Origin of the sequence: Acinetobacter sp. Lyrl_1 (assembly GCF_051948795.1) — a bacterium.
Taxonomy (GTDB): domain Bacteria; phylum Pseudomonadota; class Gammaproteobacteria; order Pseudomonadales; family Moraxellaceae; genus Acinetobacter; species Acinetobacter towneri.
Window position 1 is genome coordinate 33,394 of record NZ_JAYJLK010000007.1, and the last position, 23,774, is coordinate 57,167.

Genomic DNA, 23,774 nt, shown 5'->3' on the forward strand with positions numbered 1-23,774 from the left:
TCACAGATTGATTGCCGAGATCAATTTTTTCATGGCCGTCGGAATGCCCAAATCGCTGGCTTGTTGCGGACTATACCAATCTGCATTCAGTTCTATTGCCAAGTGTTCTTGTAGATCAGCATCGACCTGAAAACACAGTGCTTCAAGCTGCCAAGTGAAATGGGTAAAGCTATGTGAAATCTGTGCGCGTTGCTGTACCTGTTTAAGGCTCAAGCTTTGACACAGTTGCTCAAAAGCCTGTGCATCTTCAATGACAGGCAAACACCATAGTCCACCCCAAAGTCCTGTATTGGGACGTTGTTGCCATAACCACTGATCTGCGCATTGCAGTACTAAGACCTGTGCAGATTTAACGGGTACGGCTTTTTTCGGTTTTTTAAAGGGCAATTCCTGCTCTAAACCTTGTTGATGTGCTTTGCAGTGTTGTTGCATTGGGCAATATAAGCACAGTGGTTTTTTGGGGGTACAAATGGTTGCGCCCAAATCCATAATGGCCTGCGTATAGTCATGATTACGTACTTCGGGGCAGAGTTGTTCTGCCAGTTGCCACATGGCACGTTCATGCACAGGTTTGGATAAGTCATCGTCAATAGCAAAAAAACGTGCTAAAACCCGTTTGACGTTGCCATCCATAATGACGCCGTATTGGCGTAAACCCAGCGACATCATGGCGCCACCCGTAGAGCGACCAATGCCCGGCAAAGCCATCCACTGTTCGAGCGTACTTGGAAAATGTCCTTGCTGTGCCACAATGGCTGCGGCTTTATGCAAGTTGCGGGCGCGGGCGTAATAGCCTAAACCTGCCCAATACGGTGCAACTTCATCCCAAGTTGCACGTCCTAAATCTTGCACTGTCGGAAAGCGCTGCAAAAAACGCTCAAAATATTGCAATACGGTTTTGACCTGAGTTTGTTGCAGCATGATTTCAGACACCCACACCGCATAGGGATCATCGGCGACTTGCCACGGCAGGTCATGGCGTCCGTGTTGATCGAACCACGTGAGGAGAGCATCGGAAAATGAAAAAGCAGTCATGCGAACCCAGTTTGTAAAGTAGCGGCTTAGTATAGCCAAACTGGCGTGGGAATTACGTGCATAAAAAAAGAAGATGAGCGTGCATCTTCTTCTTTAGGTTTGGTTTCACTTGGTTTGGGATAAAACGAGTCGTGGTTTAAATTTGACCGCTCATACCCCAACGGTTATCCAATTTTAAGGTCTGACCTTCATAGCGTGGAATAATGTGGATGTGTAAATGCTCAGATTTAGCATCAAACACATCGCCATCATTAAAACCCACATGGAAACCTGCAGGTTGATGACGCAATTGCAACTCATTGCGCGCCAATTCTAATAAAGACAATAAACTTTTACGTTCTTTGTCTGTAATGTCAAAAAAAGAGCCGACGTGACGTAGCGGAATGATCACGCAATGTCCTTTAGACAGGGCATTGGGTTCAGGCAAAATTACCCCAAATTCATTTTTTGCCAAAACATCATAATCATCAAAATTGCAATAAGGGCATTGCTCAGTCATTGTTATATCCTCTTCTTTAAAATTTTCTTGGCTTGCGTTGAGTATATGCTGCGTAATGTGAACAGCAGATTAATCTGCTAAATGACGATCCAACACTTCATACATGGCAGCTAAACCTTGTTGCTCTGCCGATGCGTTGTAGCCCAAATCGACCCCATTGGCTTTTGCACGTTCATCGGCTTGAGGGTTACTAAAGCCGTGTTTGGCATCTTCAAAAATAATCACTTCATGCTCTACTTGAGCCGCGTGCATTTCTTCACGGAAACTTGCGACGTCGTCTAAAGTCACCATGCTGTCCAGTTCACCATGTAACACCAAAATCTCGGCTTGTACCTGACCTTGTTGTGCAGGGGCTTTCGGGCTGAGGTTGGCGTGGAAGGTCACCACGGCTTTTAATGCTGCGCCAGAACGAGCCAAATCCAGAACGACTTTGCCGCCATAACAGAAACCAATTGCAGCGAGTTTATCGCGATTTACTTCAGGTTGGGCAGCTAAAGTGTCCAAAGCTGCAGACGCACGAGTCACAATTGTGTCGGCATCTGCAAAAGTTTGCATCATCCATTCATTGGCTTGGGCTGCGGTGGTGGTGACTTTTTTATCACCATACATATCAATCGCTAAGGCTGCAAACCCATGTTCAGCCAATTCACGCGCGCGTTGTTCGGTGTATTCGTTACGTCCCCACCATTCAGGTGCGACAATCACCCCCGCGATAGCTTGTGCAGCTTCTGGTGCAGCAAAATAACCGATCAGTTTGCTGCCATCTGCAGCGGTATATTCAATTTCGCGAGTTTTGATTGCTAAAGCCATGCCTTATTCCTTATCGTTTTCAATGCCATGATTAAAGCATAATAATATGGCACGCATTTTTAAAAACAGGGTAAATACTGCCTATAAATGTGAGAAAATATTTTTAAAATGGTCAAATTGGCATTTGTTGCGTAAAAAGCAGATATAAAAAAAGAAGGAAAAATCCTTCTTTTTTTATCTGATTTTTAGGAATTTATAGACGAGGTCACTAGATTTTTCCGCGAGAGAGGAAACCAACAATTGCCAAAATTACAGCAATCACCAATAAAATAATGGCAAAGTCTTTGGATAAACCAGCGACACCACCAAAACCAAGTAAACTCGCGATTAACGCAATCACTGCGAAGATTATAGCCCAACGAAACATAATTGTTCTCCATGTGTTTTTATAGCTTCTGAAATTTAGTATAGGGAGCTGAACGCAGCACACTGTTTTGTTTTTGTGTATTAAATGTTCAGTTATTTGAGTTAAGTGTTTGATTCATTTAAAGACTAAACAAAAGCAACAAGTTGAAACAAGGCTGTTATAATGACGCAGTTTTGTTATTTTCTGTGCGCTATGTCTGATCAATTACGACCTGAATTTTGGAAAAACTATCCGCTGAATGCCTTAAATACTGCGGAATGGGAAGCCTTGTGCGATGGTTGCGGTTTATGCTGTTTGGTCAAACTAGAAGATGAAGACACGCAAGAAGTGGCCTATACCAAAGTGGCGTGCAAGTTACTGGACTGTAACACAGCACGTTGTTCAGATTATGCCAATCGCTTTGACTTTGTGCCCGATTGCATTCAACTTACCCCCGAAAAACTAGAAAAAATTCACTGGTTGCCGCCAAGTTGTGCCTATCGTCGTTTAAAACAGGGCAAAAATTTGCCATCTTGGCATTACTTAAATACGGGCTCACGCCAAAGTGTGATTAAAGCCAAAAAATCTGCGGCAGGGCGTTGTATTTCAGAACTGGATGTTGCAGAAGAAGATATAGAAGATTATGTGGTGCGTTGGGTGCGTTAATTCATACTGCAGAATAAACTTTGAATCGTGTTTTAGCGATAAATCGGTACGATTAGAAATACTCCAAAGCTTGAGATCATAGTAGACTAGGTTGAAGTCAAGTATAGAAATAACAAGATGTCAGAGAGTCATATTCCACTGCCTGAGCGTTTGCGTCCACGCGATTTATCGCAAATTATTGGTCAAGATCATCTTTTAGGTGAGCAAGCGCCGTTACGCCAAATGATTGATCAGGGGCATTTGCCTTCAATTATTTTCTGGGGGCCACCAGGGGTGGGGAAAACCACCATCGCTTTGCTGTTGGCGCAGGCGGTAGATCGTCCTTTTATCAGCCTTTCTGCCTTGAATACTGGGGTCAAAGAGCTGCGTGAAATTATTGCCGAAGGCGGCGATTTGCTCACACCAGTGGTGTTTATTGATGAAATTCATCGCTTTAATAAGTCGCAGCAAGATGCCTTATTAAATGCGGTGGAAAAGGGCAAAATCACCTTAATTGGTGCGACCACTGAAAATCCATCTTTTGAAGTCAATAGTGCGCTGCTTTCACGTTGTCAGGTCTATACCTTAAAGGCTTTAGATGCCGATTCGATTCAGACTTTGCTTACTCAAGCCATTCAGCAAGATCAATTCTTAAAAGACCGTTATATTCAGATTGAAGAATTTGATGCTCTGATTCAGTTTGCTGCAGGTGATGCACGCAAGGCTTTAAACCTACTGGACTTGGTGGCAAGCACCTTTGAACCCGAGGTGGAAAATATCATCACCAACGCGATTGTGGTCAAGGTTGCGCAACAAAACATTGCCCGTTATGACAAGTCAGGCGAGCAACATTATGATTTGGTATCGGCTTTTATTAAGTCAATTCGTGGCAGTGACCCCGATGCTGCATTGTATTGGATGGCGCGTATGCTCAAAGGCGGTGAAGACCCGAGCTTTATTGCGCGTCGCATGTTGATTGCTGCTTCGGAAGATATTGGCAATTCAAATCCGAATGCCTTGTTATTGGCAGGCGAGTGTTTCCGCTCGGTACAAGTGCTGGGTATGCCCGAAGCGCGGATTATTTTAGGACAATGTGCAGTATATTTGGCAACCAGTGCCAAAAGTAACAGTACTTATTTGGCAATTAATAAAGCCATGGATTTGGCTGAAAAAACCGCCAACTTACCTGTGCCACTGCATTTGCGTAATGCACCGACCAAACTGATGAAAGAACAAGGCTATGGCGTAGATTATTTGTATCCGCACAATTACCCAGAGCATTTTGTGCTACAGGACTATTTGCCGCCTGAACTGAAAGGCACAAAGCTGTATGAGTCGGCACGTAATAAACGTGAAGTGGAAGGTGAGCGTTTACAACAACGTCGTTGGCAGCAGACTCAATCCTAAGCGATTTGGTATAGCTGAAAAGATATTTGTAAAAGTATTGGCATAAAAAAAGCTCAAGAATAAACTTGAGCTTTTTTAGATTTGTTTGCAGCCTTGAGTGCTGCATTCAAAGGTTTAAAGCGGTTTGATGTTTACAGCATTCGGGCCTTTTTGACCTTGCGCAATGCTGAATTCAACTTGCTGACCTTCGTGTAAAGTCTTGAAGCCTGAGTGTGCGATTTCGCTGAAATGCGCAAACACATCTGGACCAGATTCTGGTTGAATAAAACCAAAACCTTTAGTTTCGTTAAACCACTTTACCGTGCCTTTCATTGTCGGATTTGACATAGGGAAATATCCTGCTGAATTTTAATATGTTGCAATCTAAAAAAGATTTGGAATAACTGGGAAAAAGATGCGACTTAAAATCTGAACAAACGAAGGATTACAAAATAAAACTACGGACTTAGACGATTAAAACGAACTTCATATTTTTCTAGTATGACAACAAGCATACACGGAATTGCAGAATACACAATTTAAATTCAGATAAATTTAAAAATAGGCAGACAGACTGGGCATTGTGGATGGGGCGATTTTTTCAAAGATTTGGTTTGTAAACCCTGTTTGGTCTACAGCAAAATACAAAAAACCGAGCAATGTTGCTCGGTTTTGGGAATTCAGCTTTTAAAATTGAAAAGCTTGAATTAGATATTGTCTAAGTCGATGCCTAAACGTGCAGCAACTTCTTCATAAGCTTCAACCACACCGCCTAAACCTTGACGGAAACGGTCTTTGTCGAGTTTCTTCTTGGTGTCTTTGTCCCATAAACGGCAACCGTCTGGAGAGAACTCATCACCCAACACAATGCGGTCGTGGAATACACCAAACTCAAGTTTGAAGTCGACCAAAATCATGTTACCTGCATCAAACAATGCTTTTAATACATCGTTGACTTGGTAAGTTAATTCTTTCATTTTTGCCAATTGTTCAGCATTGGCCCAACCTAAAGCAATCGCTTGAGATTCGTTTACCATTGGGTCGCCAAGAGCGTCATCTTTAAAGAACAATTCAAATGTAGGTGGGGTCAGTTCTTTACCTTCTTCTACACCTAAACGACGGCAGAGTGAACCTGCAGCGTAGTTACGAATAACGCACTCTACAGGAATCATGTCTAACTTTTTCACCAATACTTCGTTTGGTGTAAGTAGTTTTTCAAAGTGAGTTTCGATACCCGCTTCAGCCAATTTTTCCATGATAAAGGCGTTAAAACGGTTGTTCACCTTACCTTTACGATCTAGTTGTTCGATTTTTTCGCCATTGAACGCAGAGGCATCATCACGAAAGACTAAAATCAGGTGGTCTGCACTGTCTGTGGTATAAACAGATTTTGCTTTACCAGTATAGAGCAAGGTTTGTTTTAACATGAGGGAACCTTTTTCAAAAAAAAATGCCTAGTACGGCTAGGCTGGCCAATTTTGGTAAATCTGGGCCAACAGATCTGCAGCTTTTTCTTGATCTGCAAAGCTGTTATCGGCATTGAATACAGCTAGGTTGTTGCTCGAACCGACAGAGGTCAATCTTAAGACATAAATCTGTTGACCGACCTTAATGGTTGCCTCGTAACGGTTCTTACTTTGACCAACAATGCTGTAATTCAGACTGCTGAGGGTGGCAAGTGTGTATTGCCAAATTGTAGCAGAATTTCCATCAATTTTGAGCAACGGATTTTGGTTTCCGTCAACTACGGGTTGAGGATGTCCAATTTGCGTACTGTCTTGAACTGTGTTGCTGCTGGCTTGCATGGCTTCAGGACGTGGCATCGCAAAACGGTTGCCACGTGCATTTTCAAGCTTAGGTGCATTTGCCGTTGCTAAAGGGTCAACGCTTGGTGCAGGATACAACGGTGTTGCAGGTCGAACCACAGAACCTTCTGGATATTGAAGTGGTGCTAAAGTAGCGGCGTCTTTATAGTCCAATGAACCATTATTGATGGCAAGAGAACTACAACCAGCCAAACTCAATACTGAAAGTGCGGCGATAAAACCAAAACGTAATTGCATCATACTAAGCTCTTTTATTGAATGACACCCGCAGCCTGAAGGGCTTCGCGTAACGGTGCACGATATTGTTCTGCAAGCGGAGTTAATGGCAGGCGAATTCCTGTACCAATTAATCCCATTTCATGAAGTGCCCATTTCACAGGAATTGGGTTCGATTCACAAAATAGAATATTGTGTAAATTTGCAATCGCACTGTTTTGTTGCTCTGCACCTGCAGCATCACCTGCGATTGCAGCCGCGCAAACTTGGCTCATGGCTTTTGGTGCAACATTGGCAGTTACAGAAATATTGCCTTTTGCACCGTGCAGCATCAATTGATATGCCGTAGCGTCATCGCCTGAATACACCACCATGTTTTTGCCTGTTAAGCCAGCCAATAATTGCTGACCACGTGGCACATCGCCCGTTGCATCTTTTACGCCCACAATATTTGGGATGTCTGCAAGACGGATGACCGTTTCATTTGACATATCTACACCAGTACGACCCGGTACATTATATAAAATGATAGGTAAATCAACTGCTTCTGCAATTGCTTTATAGTGCTGGTATAAACCTTCCTGAGTTGGCTTATTATAATAAGGCGTTACCAATAAGGCCGCATCTGCGCCCAATTGTTGTGCTTCTTTGGTCAGTTCGATGGCTTCATGCGTTGAGTTTGCACCAGTACCAGCAATGACAGGAATACGCTTATTTGCGACGCGAATAATTTCTGCGATCACTTTGGTGTGCTCTTCCATACTTAAGGTCGATGCTTCACCAGTTGTACCTACAGCAACAATACTGTTGGTACCTTGTTCTATGTGCCACTCAACGAGCTTCTCGAGACCTTTCCAATCTACGCTGCCATCTTCTAACATTGGGGTGACAATTGCGACAATTGAGCCTTGAATGGTCTGTGCTTGCTGAGTCATTTTTTAAAAAGATCCTATTTTTCCATCCACAGAGGTGTAGAAAAGGTAGATGTGGATGGTTGCAGTATTTTGATTTGGGTCAAAATTCAATCAAATTGATTAAATAATGCTTAGCCAAATTATGACTGATTCAGTGTGTCAGAACAATATGCTTTCGTCAAAGCAATCATAAACTTTGTTTAATTTAGTATTTTAGGATCAGCAGCTTGTTGTTCAAAATAAAAAAATAATAACCATCTCCTTTGTACCCAAATTTTCATTGGTATGGCGCAACCCCATCAGCACTTTTTTAGCCTCAAGTTTGAAATACAACGCTGAATATAGGGTCTGTTGACATTTCATAAATGGCTTGCGCTGTAGGCTAAAACTGAGCAGATCAGGCATGAAACGCAGGGAATAGCGAGACTATTGCCAAGTTTCATAACGCAATCTGAGAAAGTTTTAGCCACAGCCTTTCAGGGCGAGCATATTTTTTGCTGCTATTGCGTTATGTGCCAGTCATTTAGAATGACTAAATTTCCTGTCTCATGCCTTATATCAGCTAAAAAATCTTGCGAGATATATCTCTCACGTCGCAAACATAGATGAATTGTCAACAGACCCTAGATATTTATATAAAAAAACGCTCAATTCAGACCTTATAGCTCTTATATCTGACTGTTTTAATCGGGATATTTTGATTTTTGATTCTTAAGAATAATAGCTTTTAAGTCTACCTATGTTGTCGCTGACTTCTTAAATGGTGAGAAATCTTGCGCTGAATTTACTGCTTTAAGCGGGAAAATAGCGTGTAATTTGCCAGATTTATTGTTTTTTTCGCTATGTTTTTTTCTACATGCTGCGCAACACGTTTGCGCTGATCTGAAAAAATTCACTTTGGTCTAACACTTATTGATAGCTATTGCTGCAGTTTAAAACTGCGCAAGATGCAGGCTTTCACATGGCTATCTAATTCTAGTAGAGGGACCCAATGGATAGATCAACACAACATAGCGATCAGCGGCATGCGGTTATTACCGTCGCGATCTGCTTTTTAATTGCAGTGATTGAAGGTCTGGATATTCAGGCAGCAGGTATTGCTGCGGCAGGTATCCGTGAGCATTTTGGTTTAGACAGCTCGCAGCTTGGGGTATTTTTTAGTGCGGGTATTTTAGGTTTATTGCCAGGTGCTTTGGTTGGCGGACGTTTTGCAGACCGTATTGGTCGTAAAAAAGTATTAATCTGGTCTACAGCAGTCTTTGCTTTATTTACCTTATGTACGGTGTGGGTGAATAGCTTTGAAAGCCTATTGGCGGTGCGCTTCTTGGCAGGTGCAGGTTTAGGGGCAGCCATGCCAATTTTAATTACTTTGGCATCTGAAGCTGTTTCGCCACAAAACCGTGGTCGTGCTGTGGGCTTGATGTATTGTGGTATGCCTGTGGGTGCAGCCATTTTATCTTTAATTGCCAGTACAGATTTTGGCTCAAACTGGAAAAACATTTTCTATTTGGGTGGTTTGCTGCCATTTATTGTCATTCCATTGATGATGTGGTTATTGCCAGAATCACGTGAATTCTTAAAAGCACAAGCGGCAGGTAAAGATGTCACAGCACAAAATGCTGCGCCAAAAGCATCTTTTAAAGATTTGTTTAATTCACAAAACTTATTGCGTACCTTATTTATTTGGGTGAGTTACTTCTTTACCTTGATGGTGGTTTACATCATGTTGAGCTGGTTACCATCTTTATTTATGGAATTAGGTTTCTCGCGTAAAGAAGGCAGTACTGCACAGTTCTATTTCATGGTGAGTGCGACAGTCGGTACTGTAATTTTGGGTATGCTGACCGACCGTTGGAAAAAAGCCTACGTGATTTTATTGATGTATGGTGGTATTTTGGCAGGTTTATTTGCTCTAAATGCAGCGGGTTCACTCATGCAAATGTATATGGCTTCAGCTTTGGTCGGTGCTTTTGTGATTGGCTGTCAGGGCGTGTTATATGCTTTTGGTAGTATTGTCTACCCAACCGAAGTACGTGGTACTGGGGTCGGTGTTGCCTCTGCTGTTGGTCGTGTAGGCGCAATGCTTGGCCCTGCTATTGCAGGTCAGTTGTTGGCAGCAGGCTTTGGTGCGGCTGGGGTTATTTCAGCAGCCATTCCATGTATTATTATTTCAGCCATTTTCATGTTGTTATTGGTACGTCGTATTCAAACTGTTTAAAAGGATGAGAACAGTTGAAAGACCAAATAGCCTGCACCTGCAGGCTATTTTTTTGTATGTTGATCGCTGATTTTTGAGAGAAAATGCTCGAATGAAGTGTGACAAGTACTGTCGCAAAGCTGCCTGTTCTACTGGGTGGCAATGACGCAAGCAAGGTATAATAAGTCCTAAAAAACAGTAAATATAAGAGTATCATTTGAAGCAGAAAAAATTGATTGCAGAATTTCAGTTGGATCAACAGCAGTTTTCGCTGTATCTGATTGAATATGAATTTATTTTAGAACTGAAACGCCATTTTCGAGCAACACGGACTTCTCCAAAACAAAACGCGTGGCTGGCATTTGCCGATCAAGCTACTTATGAAGATGTCAACGCAGGTATTGATGCCTTTCAGGTGATGCGTTTAACCCGACAGCATTTGGTCAATTATTTAACTCGGCATCCACTGCCTTATTTTTATTTTCATGCCGCGACTGCACGCAAAGCCAAAATCTATCCACGTTTTGTACGGCAATTATTGTTACAGCTACCGAACTATCAACATTGTGCCGAAAACGATTCTTTTTATTTTTATCAAAGCGATACAACTCAGACTTAAATTTCAGCTATGCTGAGGGTAGCGTTTAAGATGGGAAAGGAAACAGCATGCAGCAGCTGAATAATGCCTTGATTGTGGTTGATGTGCAAAATGGTTTTTGTCCAGGAGGTAATTTGGCGGTTGCAAATGCCGATCAAATTATTCCCTGCATTAATGCGTTGGGACGTGTGTTTCAGAACATTGTGATCACCCAAGACTGGCATCCTGCAACGCATGTGTCCTTTGCTGCCAACCATGCAGGCAAACAGGACTATGAGCAGATTCAGCTCAGTTATGGCGAGCAAGTGTTGTGGCCTGTGCATTGTGTGCAAGGCACAGCTGATGCTGAATTACACCCAGATTTAGATTTGCCTACAGCACAATTGATTATACGCAAAGGTTTTCACGAGCAAATAGACAGTTATTCTGCCTTTATGGAAGCAGACCGCAAAACCACCACAGGCTTGGCGGCCTATTTAAAAGCCCGTGAAATTGATACGGTTTATATTGTGGGCATTGCCACCGACTTTTGTGTGGCGTGGACGGCAATAGATGCCTGTGAGTTGGGTTTTAGCACCTATGTGATTGAAGATGCCACCAAAGCGATTGATTTAAATGGCTCTTTAGAACAAGCATGGCAACAGATGTTGGCACAAGGAGTACAGCGAGTACAAAGTCAGCACTTACTTGGCTAAAACTAGATAACGAACTGGCCGCGAAAGGGAAGGGCGAAATCTTCCTTTTTGCTATAAAAATAGATTAAATGTAAAATAAAATAAATAAAAATCAATTTTTTACATATACCCAATTTTGACGAAATGTTCTGCGATTGATTGTGGGTGTAACATGATTGTCATAATCTCTACCTACCATGCCTTGCACAGAGGCGAAATAAGCAGACTGTCTTAAAAACAGCATAGAGAAGATATGGAACACTTTCAGCATTCATCTGATACTTATTTTAATCGTGAACTCTCTTTAATTGAGTTTAACCGTCGGGTCTTGGCGCAAGCTTTAGACCCAGAGTTACCTATTTTAGAGCGACTCAATTTTTTAATTATTTTTTCACGTAATTTAGATGAGTTTTTTGAAATTCGCGTTGCAGGTTTAATGAAGCAACTCGATTTGAATGCCATTACCCGTACCCCAGATGCCATTCCGACTGAACAGGTCTTGGTAGAACTGTCTGATAAAGTGCATCAGGCGGTGAAGCAGCAATACGACACTTTAAATTATGCCATTTTGCCGCAGCTGCAAAGTTTAGGGATTCACTTTATTCAATACCATGACATTGTGGATAAACATAAAGCGTGGATTGCCGATTATTTTGCCCGTCAGGTACAGCCTGTTTTAACGCCAATTAGCCTAGACCCATCGCATCCATTTCCGCGTTTGGTCAATAAAAGTCTGAACTTTATTGTCAGTTTACAAGGCAAAGATGCTTTTGGACGTGAAATTGAAATGGCGATTGTGCCTGCGCCACGCTCTTTGCCACGTTTAATCAATTTGCCAAAAGAAGTGGCAGGTAGTGCGACTGAACATATTTTCTTGACTGCGATTATTCAGCAGCATATCAATGATCTGTTCCCAGGCATGAAAGCCACAGGTTGCTATGCGTTTCGAGTGACCCGCAATGCCGACCTGATTTTGGCCGAAGATGTCGATGATTTGGCAGTTGCCTTAAAAGATGAATTATCGTCACGTCGTTTTGGGCGTGCGGTACGTTTAGAAATTGAAGATGATTGCCCGCAAGATATTATTGATTATTTGCTCAGAGAGTTTGATTTAGATGAGCAGCAATTATATCGGATTAGCGGGCCGATTAACCTGTCGCGTCTGACCAGTAGTTTTGACCGACCTGAATTGAAATATCCACCTTTTGCACCTGTGATTCCAAAAATATTTCGGAAGCAAAAACCGATGTTTGAGATTCTGAAAAAGCAGGATGTGTTGCTACATCACCCATTTGACTCTTTTCAGCCAGTGATTAATTTACTCAAAGAAGCGGCGAAAGACCCAAATGTGTTGGCGATTAAGCAAACGCTGTATCGTAGTGGCCCAGATTCTGAAATTGTGCAGGTACTTGCAGAAGCCGCACGTAATGGCAAAGAAGTCACTGCCGTGATCGAGCTACGCGCACGTTTTGATGAAGAATCCAACATTATGGTCGCCAACGTCTTGCAAGAGGCAGGCGCAGTGGTGGTGTATGGCATTGTCGGCTATAAAACCCATGCCAAAATGATTTTGATTGTGCGTCGTGAGCAAGATCAGTTGGTGCGCTATGTGCATTTGGGTACAGGCAACTATCATGCGGGCAATGCACGTATGTACACCGACTATGGTTTGATGACCACACATCCTGATATTTGTGAAGATGTGCATCGGGTGTTTCAGGAACTCACAGGCATGGGCAGATCGGCAAAATTAAAAAACTTGCTGCATGCACCATTTACCTTGCACAGTGAATTGCTCAAACTGATTGAACAAGAAATCGGGTTTGCACAAGCAGGCAAAGCTGCCCGAATTATCATTAAAGTCAATGCATTGACTGAGCCTGAGTTAATTACGGCTTTGTACCGTGCTTCGCAGGCAGGGGTACAGGTCGATTTAATTATCCGCTCGATTTGTTGTTTGATTCCAAAAGTGAAAGGTATGTCTGAGCGTATTCATGTCCGTTCGATTGTGGGACGCTTTTTGGAACATACCCGCGTGTATTATTTTGAGCATGGTGGTGCAAAAAAATTGTACTGCGCCAGCGCAGACTGGATGGGGCGCAACTTATTTTCACGGGTGGAAACTTGCTTCCCTATTTTGGATGAGAAAATTAAACAGCGTATTGTAGAAGATGGCTTGCTGAGTTATTTGCATGACAATCAAAATGCGTGGGAGCTACAAGCCAATGGCGAATGGCAGAAAGCTGCTGTGGTGGGGCAGGCTGCTGTACACAATGCGCAAATGTATTTGGTCGAGCAGAAGCAGTTGAATGTGTAAATTGGGCTGCAGTAAATGGATGTGATCTAGCATCTGTGAGTATAAAAAACCTGAGTATGTGTGCATACTCAGGTTTTTATGCTTTTAAGGCATCTCATGGATTATTTTAAGAAGCTCTTGAATGTTTGCCTTTTAGAATTTCAGTTCGCAGGCTTTGCGCCAACTCAGCCGATTGGCTGTCCATGCCATTAACCATAAAGGCATGGCGCATCAGCACATTGGTCGGATTTGGCATACTCACCAATTCATAATGCGTAGACAGTTCATCTAGTAATTCATTCGGTAAATGCACTGCATTTTCACGAGCAGATAATTGATGCACCAAACGCTCTGCTGCCTGCACTGCAGATAACTGCATGGCTTCGACTGCGGTTGATAAACCACTGCGAGTTTGCAACACAAAACGCTTTTCTTCACGATAACGCTTATACAGCACTTCAGACAATAACTGGAACACCGTGCCAATCATGGCCATACAGGCTGCTGCATTTGGTGTATTGGCTGCAATACTGAGTGTTGCGCCATCTTCATGGAATGGTTGTACTGTTTGAATGTCGGAACGGTTTAACTTGTAGTGTTGTACGCACAGTTCAATGCTTTTGTTCAGGAAAATCTGACATAAGCTAAAATAAGGCACAGACACACTTTGCGTGACCGTGTCTAATAATTGTTTCGGGTCATAAAACTGAATATTCAGCGCAATGTTGTTTTGCTCTTGGCTTTGCTCAATGGCTTTGTTTGCTTTAGGCGACATCACAGGTTTAGGCTGTTGCTGTGCCTGCGCAAGTGCCAAAGCCGTTTGATGTTTTTCTTGTTCAAGGGCTTGCGTCAATAATTGTAATTCGTGTTTAAGGCGAGATTCATTATTAATGCGTGCTAAATATTCACTACGACTTGGACGGGCAATCGCGCGATAAGCCAACCATAACAAGCCATGAACCAATAATGATAAAAGTGTCGCTAACCATTGGGTACGCAGAATTTCACCAATACTTGGCTGAATTAAGGTAATTTCAATGCTGCCGACTTTCTTTTCATTGATGATTGCATCGCGGACAAAGACTTCACCTTCACGGGTACGTGACTGTCCACCTGTCGCCAAGACCTGATTTTGCGCATCTAAAATACGAATAGAAGCAATGCTTGGATTGGTGGCATAACGATTCACCAATAATGCCAGTGATACTGTATTGGCAGGTTCCAGCTCAGAAAGGCTGTCTGTGACCAGTTGGCTGGTCATTAACTGCCCCTGATTGGCGCGGTTTTCATTTAATTGGTGTGTTGTTGCAAGCACCAATAAAAAGGTGTGAAAAGCAAAACTTACAATCAATAGGCTAGCAAATAGCCCTTGTCTAGGCGCATTCAAGGTAAAACTTCCAAGGCATTTATATTCAATTTAGATTATGATTCTCACAATAGTTGTAGCTCAGACCCGAGTCAATTCATGCGAGAAATCATTCTTATATCATTTTTAGGACCTGACCAACCTAATCAGTTTACTCGATTAATGCAGGTATTGTCCGCTCATTCCTTACAAATCTTAGATGTTGGCCAAGCTGTTATTCATAATCAACTGACTTTAGGTATTGTTGTTGCATCAGAAGACCAGACTGCAACTGCTTTAGCCATGAAGGAGATTCTGATTTTAGCACATGATATTGGCTTAACTGTGCGTTTTAAACCAATCTCTGCAACTGAATATGAGCAATGGGTCAAAGAAGGCGGTCGTACCCGTTATATCGTGACTGCACTGGCACCAGAGCTGAATGCCTCACATTTACAGGCGGTCACGCATATTGTATCTAGCCAAGGTTTTAACATTGAAACTGTAACCCGTTTGTCGGGTCGCCCACAGCTTAATGTAGCCGAAGATGAACCTAAACGTGCTTGCATTCAGTTTGGATTAAGTGGACAAATGCTAGATGCAGTTGCCATGCGTGCTGCGTGTTTAAGCCTGTCGAATGAACTGAGTGTGGATGTCGCGGTACAAGAAGACAATGCCTACCGTCGTAACCGCCGTTTGGTGTGTTTTGACATGGACTCAACGCTCATTGAACAAGAAGTGATTGATGAGTTGGCGATTGAGGCAGGTGTGGGCGATCAGGTGGCGGACATTACCGAACGTGCCATGCAGGGTGAACTGGATTTTCAGCAAAGTTTCCGCGCGCGCGTAGCATTGCTCAAAGGTTTAGATGCTGCTGTGTTGCCTAAAATTGCCGAACGTCTGACCGTGACCGAAGGTGCTGAACGCCTGATTTCAACCCTGAAATCTTTGGGTTATCGCACCGCTATTTTGTCGGGCGGTTTCCAATATTTCGCAGAATATCTGCAGGAAAAATTGGGGATTGATGAAGTGCATGCCAACATTCTAGATGTGGAAAATGGCATGGTTACAGGCGAAGTAAAAGGTCACATTGTGGATGGTGCGCGTAAGGCATTATTGCTACGTGAACTGGCAGACAAAATGGGGATTTCTTTGGAACAAGCCATTGCGGTGGGTGATGGTGCGAACGACTTACCAATGCTTTCTATTGCAGGTTTAGGTGTGGCGTTCCGTGCTAAACCGTTGGTACGTCAAAACGCCAATCAAGCCATTTCAAGCGTGGGCTTAGATGGTGTGCTGTACTTATTGGGCGTGCATGACAAAGACTTGAACCGTGCCTAATATGACAATTCAATGAAAAAAACGCAGCAGTCATGCTGCGTTTTTTGTTTGTATAATCAGCAGATAACGATGAACGGTAAACAAAAACTGTCGATAAAAACCGCAACAGCATTGAATGAAAAAAATATTTTTTAAGGCAAAAAAATAAGGTGTTTTTTTGTAATGACACGCGAATAAAGAGCTAGCTTAGCTTCCCGAAAACTACAAAATTTAAAAAATGTAATGACAATATAATATTGCGACAAGGTGTGTCGCTTTATAAAAATACAAGTCTTTTTTTATCTAGAAAACGCAGCATAATGCAGACATAGAATTTAAATCGACATCCATTATTTATTTAAACGGTATTTGAAGTCGCAGACCAATTCAAAAAGAGGCTGCATCTTTAGACGGAGGTTTTTATGCTAACAGCGAATTTAGCGACCATTGTAGGCTTAAGCCTCGTCGCAGCTGCGTTGATTGCTGTTTTCTTTTCGCCTTATCGTCGCTGGTTAAACTTTATGTTGGCAGGTATGGTGTTTTGGGGTTTATTGGAAGTGGTGCGCTACAGTGTGCAAAGCGTATTTGAACTGCCAATTACCTACAGTTACTTGTCGGCAATTTTCTTGGCGATGACTTTGGTGACTTTATTATTATTACGAGAAGACCGTCGGGCAGAGCGTGCTTTGGCAAAACGTCGCTATATCGAACATACCCCAGTCTATGAAGACGATCAGCAGCAGTGCTCAAGCCGCTAAATCGTACAGACTAAATTCAAAAACTTTAAAAAGATGCAACTGGTTTGCATCTTTTTTGCTTTATCTGTACGGCAGTTTGCGCCATCCAAACAGCGACAAAATTTTAACACCCTCCTAAAGATTGTTATACAAAGCCTTGCAGCAAAAAGCGGGAGTTGTGATAGGATGAGTCTGTTCATTATCCAACAATTACAATAGGCTTCACTGTCATGAAACTTTCTGCAATTCCTGTGGTCAAACTTCCTTTGGTTGATGTCAGCACCGATCCACTTGACCTTCTCGTGGCAGGTTTGGCATTGCGTATGAAACAACTGGCACGTACCAGTCCAAAATTTATTGAGTTGGTGCATGAACGCCAGTTCCGTATTCAAATTGGCACAGACTTGGGTATGGCGCGTCAAATTATTGTCAACAATGGACATATTGACACTGTGGCAGGCGATGCAGAAAAAGCCGATTTTATTTTGCAGTTTGCAGACAGCGAGCAAGGCGTAAAAACCTTAATGAAAGGTGATCCAACTGCATTTATGACAGGCATGCAAAATGGCAGCATTAAAATGGAAGGTGATTTTGGCTTATTGGTGTGGTTTAACCAAGCAGCGAAATTGATTCCACCTAAACTACCAAAACCTGTAAAAGAAAAAATTAAAATGGCACGCCAGTTTATTAAACAAAAAACGGGTAAATAAGCTGCTCAGACCCAAACAAAAACCTCTGATCAATTTTTGACAGAGGTTTTTTTATATGTGATTTACTCGACTTCCAAACAAAAAGTCACAGGTCCGTCATTTACCAAATGCACTTTCATATCGGCAGAGAAAATACCTGTTTCCACCCTGTCAAACTGACTTTTGGCATAGTCCACCAATTGTTCATACAGCGCTTTGGCATCGTTTGGGGGCATCGCAGGGCCAAAATCAGGACGTAAACCTTTTTGAGTCTGTGCCATGAGGGTAAATTGTGAAACCAATAACACACTGCCATTGGCCTGACTGACATTCCAACCCATTTTGCCTTGTTCATCATCAAAAAAACGATATTTTAAAATTTTATCAATCAGCTTTTTGCCTTTCTCAAAATTATCGTCTTTGCCTAAGCCCAAAAATACCAAAATACCCTGTTGAATCTCGCCAGTGATTTCACCATCGACCACGACTTTGGCTTCAAGAACTCGTTGTAATAATGCGCGCATGGGGGACTAATTTTCTCAGTGTGGGGGATGGCTGCAGATTGTAGCAAACTTAGGCACTTTGGCGTGCATTAACATCAATCACGAAAGCATCAGAACGGTAGCTGCCCGCAGAGAGGTAAAATATCTTGGGAAGGCTACACTTCAGCAAAGTTGTAACAAGATTGTCGATAAAAGCCCTTTTTTGCTGAATAAAGTATGCTTTAATGCAAGAAGTACCGCGAAATGATGATCCCTATGACCCCCATTATTCAATCTCTGCTCGATACTGATTTATATAAATTCACCATGTTACAGGTGGTGCTGCATAAATTTCCGCAAACGCACAGTGTGTATCAATTCCGCTGCCGTAATCTTGAAGATACCGCGTATCCACTGAGCGATATTTTAGCTGAGTTGAATGCGCAGCTTGATCATTTGTGTCAGTTGAAATTTAAAGAAGATGAATTGCAGTATTTGCGTAATTTACGCTTTATTAAAAGTGACTTTGTTGATTATTTAGAATTATTTCAGCTCAAGCGTCGTTTTATTCACGCCAGTATTGATGCGCAAGGTCGTTTGGATATTCGGGTAGAAGGCCCGATGGTACAGGCCATGATGTTCGAGATTTTTGTCCTGGCAATTGTCAATGAACTGTATTTTCAGCGCATCCGTAATGATGAGGTTTGGGCAGAAGGTGAGCGCCGTTTACAGCAAAAAATTGCCCTGATTCAAAGTTACCAACAGCAGCAACTGCCTGAAGATCCACCATTTTTGGTTTCAGATTTTGGTACGCGCCGCCGTTATAGTTTTGCATGGCAAAAGCACGTGATTGCGGCTTTTCATCAAGCTGTACCTGAAGTGTTTCGTGGTACTAGTAATGTACTGTTGGCTAAAGAATTAGGCATTACCCCAATTGGGACAATGGCACATGAGTTTTTACAGGCATTTCAGGCGCTAGATGTACGTTTACGTGACTTCCAAAAAGCCGCACTAGAAACTTGGGTGCAAGAATATCGGGGTGATTTAGGCATTGCCTTGACTGATGTGGTCGGGATGGATGCTTTCCTGCGTGACTTTGATTTGTATTTTGCCAAGTTATTTGATGGCTTGCGACATGACAGTGGCGACCCGTATGTGTGGGGCGATAAAGCTTATGCACATTATAAAAAGCTAAAAATTGACAGTAAAACTAAAATGCTGACCTTCAGTGATGGTTTAAATGTCGAAAAAGCATGGGCCTTGCATCAGTATTTTAAAGACCGTTTTCAGGTTAGTTTTGGGATTGGTACCAACTTAACCAATGATATGGGGCAAACTGCGCTAAATATTGTGTTGAAATTGGTGGAATGTAATGGTCAGTCGGTGGCGAAATTGTCCGATAGTCCGGGTAAAACCATGACCGATAATGACACCTTCTTGGCATATTTACGCCAAGTTTTTGAAATACAAACGCCTGTTTAAAACCTGAGCACATTGAAAAAACCGAAGAAAATCTTCGGTTTTTTTCTAGATTAAAGCATGTGATTGTTAAAATTCTGCGAAAGTTATGAAAAAAACAGCATGCTATCAAAAATGACCTATACTAAGTTAAAGTTGATTGCCAAACAGACTGAACCGCATAAAAATGAGCACTTCTCCATTCAATTTTGGACTGCTGATTGAAGCAGAAGATTTAGTTCCCTTTTTAGGGCATGAAAAATTGCGCATTGTCGATTTGAGCCGCAATTCGGTGTACGAGCAATTGCATCTTCCGCATGCTTTACAGGTCAAACCGAGCATGTTGCTACGTCAGGATGAAGATACATCGGGTTTATTGCCTGAACCCGAGGCTTTACAAGACTTGATTCAGTATTTGAATATCTCGCCTGAGCATCATGTGGTCGCCTATGACGATGAAGGTGGCGCATGGGCAGGGCGTCTGATTTGGAATTTACACTGTTTAGGCTTTGAAAATACCAGTTTGCTCAATGGTGGGATTCACGCATGGTTGGCAGCAGGTTTTCCAACCACTTCTGAGATTGAACCAATAACACCCGTCAGCACGCTTGTTCCTGTTATTGAGAAAAATCAGTATCGAATTCAATATGATGAGCTATTAGAAAAGTGCCAAAACCAGTCGGTGCAACTTTGGGATTGCCGCACCATAGATGAATATACAGGGCTGCGTTTGGCTGCACGACGCGGCGGTCACATTCCTGGGGCATTGCATTTTGAATGGAGTACTGCCCTTAATCGTGAAAATCATTTAAAATTGCATCCCTTAGAACGCACACGACAGCGTCTGGAACAACTCGGATTCAATTTAAACGAACCTGTAGTGGTGTATTGTCAGTCACATCACCGTTCAGGTTTGGCCTACATTTTAGGGCGTTTATTGGGTTGGAAAATTCAGGCCTATGATGGTGCGTGGAGTGAATGGGGCAACCGCCCTGACAGTCCTGTTATTACTGGAGAGTTGCCGTCTTGAGCCTCACATCACGTTTAAAAAAACAAATTTTCATTCAGGCACAACGCGTTGTGCCACAACATCAATTATCACGTGTTGTGGGTAAACTTGCAGCCAGTGAGCATCCTGTGCTCAAAAATGCGGTGATCACTGCATTCAAGGCGCAATACGGCATTGATATGTCTTTGGCAGAACAAAGCAATGCCTTGAAATATAAATCTTTTAATGAATTTTTTACCCGTTCTTTAAAGCAGGGTGTGCGGGAAATTGACAGCAATCCGAACAGCATTGTATCGCCTGCAGATGGGGCGATTTCACAGTTGGGTAAAATTGAAGATGGGGCAATTTTTCAGGCCAAAGGTCAGCAATTTACTGTTGAAAACTTAATTGCCGACCCGCAATTGGCTGAACCATTTAAAAATGGTCAATTTGCAACCGTGTATTTATCTCCGCGCGATTATCACCGTGTACACATGCCTTTTGCAGGCACACTCACCGAAACGTTATATGTGCCGGGCGAGTTGTTTTCTGTCAATCAAACCACAGCCGAAAATATTCCGGGTTTATTTGCCCGCAATGAGCGCATGGTGTGTTTGTTTGATACCGAACTGGGGCGTATGGCAGTTGTTTTAGTGGGTGCCATGATTGTAGCGGGCATTGAAACCGTGGCGACAGGCAAGGTCAAACCATCGGGGCGTTTGGAGCTGAATCAGCACCAATTATTCCTTGAAAAAGGTGCAGAATTAGGACGTTTTTATTTGGGTTCAACCGCGATTGTTTTGTTTGAAGAAAATAAAATGCAGTGGGATGCCGAATTCAAAGCCAACTCTGTGGTGGAAATGGGGAAAAAGTTAGGCTTTTTACTTTAATTTTCAATTTATAACGTTACAATTATCCCTCAATATTAAATATCTGCCTATTTTGTAGGCAGATGCATTATAAAATGAGGGTTTTATTTATGTGGTTATGGATTTTACTTGCCTTAATTGCAGCGATTATTTATTTGGTTCTTACTTCTTATAATTCGCTGCAGCGTAAGGCGCATGATATTAAAGAGTCTTTATCCAATATTTCTGTCTCAATTAGTAAAAAAGTTAATTTAATTAATCAGCTTATGGATGTTGTTCGAGGTTATCAAGAAAGTGAGCAATTGACACATTTAACAGTAGTTAAAGAAACAGGAATGAATGCTATCTATTCTAGTTATCAAGATAGTAATATGATGTTAACGAACTTACAGGGTATGGCTGAGAGATACCCTGATTTAAAGGCAGACCAACAATACCATCGCTTAATTACAAATATTGAGCAATGTGAGCATGAAATTTCTCAATGGCGCAATGAATATAATGCTCGCGTGAAAGCTTATAACTCACATCGTTCATCTATCCCTACGATTTTTGTTGCTAACGGGATGGGTTTTTCTGAAGCACCATATCTTGATTTAACAATAGAAAATGCAGAACAAACTATTTTAAAAGATTTTAAAATGGATGATGGAGAGCGTTTGAATGCTTTATTTAAATCAGCAAAAGATAATATTGTAGATGGTTCTAAAGCCTTAGCCTCAACCTCTAAAGTTGTATTGGATAAAGCAGCAGATACAAGCAAAAAAATTGCGTCTAGTGAACAAGTACAAGGAATTGTAGATAAAGCAAATGTTTATATGGGGAAGCCAAGTACAACTAAATTCTTCTATTTATTATCTGATTCGACACCAAAAGGTCCTGTAAAAATAGAAGAAATTATTATGTTGGCTGAAGATCCAAATTGGGTTGAACAAGTGCGTTTATCAGAAGTCGGGACAGAACAGTGGATGAGCTTTGAAGAATGGACTACGCTTCATACACAACCAACACTGCAATTACAACAACGTGATATATAACTAAATAGACCCTCCCTTCTTATATTATCAGAGGGGAGAGTTTTCCTATTAAGTCTCGTAATACAAACGCTCTTTTGGGAACACGACTTTAAATGTAGAGCCTTGATTTTCTTTAGATTCGACTTCTAAGTGTGCATTATGCTGCATCAAAACGTGCTTCACAATTGCTAAACCTAAACCAGTACCACCTGTTTGTCGGCTACGTGCGCTGTCTACACGATAAAAGCGTTCGGTTAAGCGTGGTAAGTGTTTCGGATCAATCCCGATGCCTGTATCTTCCACAGTAAAATAACCTTGATTGCCATCATCATGCCAGCCAATGGTAATCGTCCCGCCTTTTGGGGTGTATTTAATTGCATTGGTGATTAGGTTGCTAAAGGCGCTAGCCAGTTCTACATCTGAACCAATCAGATCATAATGACTGTCAATATTTAAGTTGAGCGTATGTCCATAATCGACGTTATAGGCATGTGCATCGTCAAATAATTGATTCATTAAACTTGGCATTTCAATAATTTGATTTTTGGCGATGGTTTTTTCATTTTCCAGACGCGACAGCAGCAGCAGGTCATTTACCAAAGCGTTCATGCGTCGGGTTTGTGACTGCATTTGCTCAAAAGCACGTTTCCAACGCGGGTTAATATCTTCCTGATCGGTAAAGGTTTCGATATAACCACTCAGCACCGTTAGCGGAGTGCGTAATTCGTGTGAAATATTATCGACAAAGTCTTTACGCATTTGTTCTAGGTTATGCATACGCGTCATGTCGTAAGCAAATAACAAACGGCTATCGCCACCAAACTGAGTCATTTTGACTTGCACATATTGCCCTTCATGCACGCTAGATTTCATTTTTAAACCGTCAGGTGCTTGATCAATATGATTAAAATATTCAATAAAACTAGGTTGGCGCAAAATAGTGAGGATGTTGCGTCCACGGTCTAAAGGCTGAATACCCAATAGCTTTTCAGCAGCAGGGTTCCACCATTCAATTTGATGATTTTCATCAATCAGCATCACGGCTTCATCCAACGCCACCAATGAAGACTGGGCGCGATCAATCAACCCGACCATTTCGGCCTGAACGATACGTTCCTGACGTTGTGAGCGATAAACATTGAACAGTAATGCACCCCAAATACCATGCAGATTTGGCGGCACATCATAAGGACGATTGGAAATCCAATCATTAACTAAATAGAGGGAGCGCATTTGCTGAAGAAAAAACAGCAAAAAGGCGAGGCTAATACAAATCCAAAAATACCCAATCCCAAAACCAATCAAGCTTGCAATAATTAGGAAAAAGGCCAATAAACGAAAATCTTGTTTGGCAAAAGTCCATAAACTGCTGTAACGAACTTGTTTGAGGTCACGGGCGAGTTCAGGGACTGGGTAAGGTTCGTACAT

Annotated in this window: 24 protein-coding genes; 13 read left to right on the forward strand and 11 right to left on the reverse strand. The window is 42.1% G+C overall.

Annotated features, from left to right (window positions below):
• The 4 genes from mutY to VF675_RS04280 all read right to left on the reverse strand — a co-directional run bounded on the left by mutY (nt 1) and on the right by VF675_RS04280 (nt 2,711).
• Nucleotides 1-1,035 (reverse strand): A/G-specific adenine glycosylase, encoded by a 1,035-nt coding sequence (gene mutY / locus VF675_RS04265; RefSeq protein WP_179990734.1) that lies wholly within the window; start codon nt 1,033-1,035, stop codon nt 1-3.
• A gap of 136 nt (nt 1,036-1,171) precedes the next feature.
• Nucleotides 1,172-1,534 (reverse strand): HIT family protein, encoded by a 363-nt coding sequence (locus tag VF675_RS04270; protein ID WP_070155794.1) that lies wholly within the window; start codon nt 1,532-1,534, stop codon nt 1,172-1,174.
• A gap of 69 nt (nt 1,535-1,603) precedes the next feature.
• Nucleotides 1,604-2,344: a dienelactone hydrolase family protein gene (locus VF675_RS04275; protein ID WP_440204832.1), complete on the reverse strand. Its 741-nt coding sequence runs from the start codon at nt 2,342-2,344 to the stop codon at nt 1,604-1,606.
• A gap of 208 nt (nt 2,345-2,552) precedes the next feature.
• Nucleotides 2,553-2,711, reverse strand: coding sequence for a DUF1328 domain-containing protein (locus VF675_RS04280; RefSeq protein ID WP_004974108.1), 159 nt, complete (start codon nt 2,709-2,711; stop codon nt 2,553-2,555).
• A 192-nt stretch (nt 2,712-2,903) separates the two neighbouring features.
• On the opposite strand from VF675_RS04280, the gene VF675_RS04285 reads away from it, so the two are divergent.
• Together VF675_RS04285 and VF675_RS04290 are read left to right on the forward strand one after the other, a co-directional pair.
• Nucleotides 2,904-3,356, forward strand: a complete 453-nt coding sequence (locus tag VF675_RS04285) for a YcgN family cysteine cluster protein (RefSeq protein ID WP_136144131.1) — start codon at nt 2,904-2,906, stop codon at nt 3,354-3,356.
• A gap of 117 nt (nt 3,357-3,473) precedes the next feature.
• Complete coding sequence (locus VF675_RS04290; RefSeq protein WP_004974112.1) at nt 3,474-4,742, forward strand: replication-associated recombination protein A; 1,269 nt, start codon at nt 3,474-3,476, stop codon at nt 4,740-4,742.
• A 114-nt stretch (nt 4,743-4,856) separates the two neighbouring features.
• On the opposite strand, the gene VF675_RS04295 is transcribed toward VF675_RS04290, so the two are convergent.
• The 4 genes from VF675_RS04295 to dapA all read right to left on the reverse strand — a co-directional run bounded on the left by VF675_RS04295 (nt 4,857) and on the right by dapA (nt 7,698).
• Nucleotides 4,857-5,069: a cold-shock protein gene (locus VF675_RS04295; protein WP_004974113.1), complete on the reverse strand. Its 213-nt coding sequence runs from the start codon at nt 5,067-5,069 to the stop codon at nt 4,857-4,859.
• A 359-nt stretch (nt 5,070-5,428) separates the two neighbouring features.
• Nucleotides 5,429-6,148 (reverse strand): phosphoribosylaminoimidazolesuccinocarboxamide synthase, encoded by a 720-nt coding sequence (purC, locus tag VF675_RS04300; RefSeq protein WP_004974116.1) that lies wholly within the window; start codon nt 6,146-6,148, stop codon nt 5,429-5,431.
• Nucleotides 6,149-6,184: 36 nt separating this feature from the next.
• A complete protein-coding gene (locus VF675_RS04305; protein ID WP_440204846.1) occupies nt 6,185-6,784 on the reverse strand; it encodes a lipoprotein-34 precursor (NlpB) in 600 nt (199 codons plus the stop codon).
• Between the two features lie 14 nt (nt 6,785-6,798).
• Nucleotides 6,799-7,698 (reverse strand): 4-hydroxy-tetrahydrodipicolinate synthase, encoded by a 900-nt coding sequence (gene dapA / locus VF675_RS04310; protein WP_131261232.1) that lies wholly within the window; start codon nt 7,696-7,698, stop codon nt 6,799-6,801.
• Between the two features lie 970 nt (nt 7,699-8,668).
• Between dapA and mhpT the strand changes: the two genes are divergently transcribed.
• From mhpT to ppk1, 4 genes are all read left to right on the forward strand, one after another.
• On the forward strand, nt 8,669-9,895 hold the full coding sequence (mhpT, locus tag VF675_RS04315) for a 3-(3-hydroxy-phenyl)propionate transporter MhpT (RefSeq protein WP_131261231.1): 1,227 nt from the start codon (nt 8,669-8,671) through the stop codon (nt 9,893-9,895).
• A gap of 196 nt (nt 9,896-10,091) precedes the next feature.
• The gene (locus VF675_RS04320; RefSeq protein WP_131261230.1) at nt 10,092-10,493 is read left to right on the forward strand and encodes a hypothetical protein; all 402 of its coding nucleotides are present in this window, start codon (nt 10,092-10,094) and stop codon (nt 10,491-10,493) included.
• 47 nt (nt 10,494-10,540) lie between these two features.
• Nucleotides 10,541-11,167, forward strand: coding sequence for a bifunctional nicotinamidase/pyrazinamidase (gene pncA, locus VF675_RS04325; protein ID WP_104852749.1), 627 nt, complete (start codon nt 10,541-10,543; stop codon nt 11,165-11,167).
• Between the two features lie 232 nt (nt 11,168-11,399).
• Nucleotides 11,400-13,463, forward strand: coding sequence for a polyphosphate kinase 1 (gene ppk1, locus VF675_RS04330; RefSeq protein WP_131261229.1), 2,064 nt, complete (start codon nt 11,400-11,402; stop codon nt 13,461-13,463).
• Nucleotides 13,464-13,569: 106 nt separating this feature from the next.
• Here ppk1 and VF675_RS04335 read toward each other — a convergent pair whose 3' ends face one another.
• Complete coding sequence (locus tag VF675_RS04335) at nt 13,570-14,829, reverse strand: hypothetical protein (RefSeq protein ID WP_004974135.1); 1,260 nt, start codon at nt 14,827-14,829, stop codon at nt 13,570-13,572.
• A 78-nt stretch (nt 14,830-14,907) separates the two neighbouring features.
• Between VF675_RS04335 and serB the strand changes: the two genes are divergently transcribed.
• The 3 genes from serB to VF675_RS04350 all read left to right on the forward strand — a co-directional run bounded on the left by serB (nt 14,908) and on the right by VF675_RS04350 (nt 17,554).
• Nucleotides 14,908-16,128 (forward strand): phosphoserine phosphatase SerB, encoded by a 1,221-nt coding sequence (gene serB, locus VF675_RS04340; RefSeq protein ID WP_004974136.1) that lies wholly within the window; start codon nt 14,908-14,910, stop codon nt 16,126-16,128.
• Nucleotides 16,129-16,529: 401 nt separating this feature from the next.
• A complete protein-coding gene (gene aciT / locus VF675_RS04345; protein WP_004974137.1) occupies nt 16,530-16,865 on the forward strand; it encodes a ciprofloxacin tolerance protein AciT in 336 nt (111 codons plus the stop codon).
• Nucleotides 16,866-17,074: 209 nt separating this feature from the next.
• A complete protein-coding gene (locus VF675_RS04350) occupies nt 17,075-17,554 on the forward strand; it encodes a hypothetical protein (RefSeq protein WP_004974140.1) in 480 nt (159 codons plus the stop codon).
• A gap of 62 nt (nt 17,555-17,616) precedes the next feature.
• Here the strand turns inward: VF675_RS04350 and dtd are convergent, their stop codons facing one another.
• Nucleotides 17,617-18,057: a D-aminoacyl-tRNA deacylase gene (gene dtd, locus VF675_RS04355; protein WP_004974142.1), complete on the reverse strand. Its 441-nt coding sequence runs from the start codon at nt 18,055-18,057 to the stop codon at nt 17,617-17,619.
• A gap of 234 nt (nt 18,058-18,291) precedes the next feature.
• On the opposite strand from dtd, the gene pncB reads away from it, so the two are divergent.
• The 4 genes from pncB (at nt 18,292) to VF675_RS04375 (ending at nt 22,367) form a co-directional block, all read left to right on the forward strand.
• The gene (gene pncB, locus VF675_RS04360; protein WP_131261228.1) at nt 18,292-19,497 is read left to right on the forward strand and encodes a nicotinate phosphoribosyltransferase; all 1,206 of its coding nucleotides are present in this window, start codon (nt 18,292-18,294) and stop codon (nt 19,495-19,497) included.
• Nucleotides 19,498-19,660: 163 nt separating this feature from the next.
• On the forward strand, nt 19,661-20,503 hold the full coding sequence (locus VF675_RS04365; protein WP_440204833.1) for a sulfurtransferase: 843 nt from the start codon (nt 19,661-19,663) through the stop codon (nt 20,501-20,503).
• A complete protein-coding gene (gene asd / locus VF675_RS04370) occupies nt 20,500-21,351 on the forward strand; it encodes an archaetidylserine decarboxylase (RefSeq protein ID WP_104852745.1) in 852 nt (283 codons plus the stop codon). Before VF675_RS04365 ends, asd begins: the two co-directional genes overlap by 4 nt.
• A gap of 89 nt (nt 21,352-21,440) precedes the next feature.
• Nucleotides 21,441-22,367, forward strand: coding sequence for a LemA family protein (locus VF675_RS04375; protein WP_158660398.1), 927 nt, complete (start codon nt 21,441-21,443; stop codon nt 22,365-22,367).
• Nucleotides 22,368-22,415: 48 nt separating this feature from the next.
• Here VF675_RS04375 and phoR read toward each other — a convergent pair whose 3' ends face one another.
• Entirely contained in the window at nt 22,416-23,774 is a 1,359-nt protein-coding gene (gene phoR, locus VF675_RS04380; protein ID WP_131261226.1) for a phosphate regulon sensor histidine kinase PhoR, read from the reverse strand.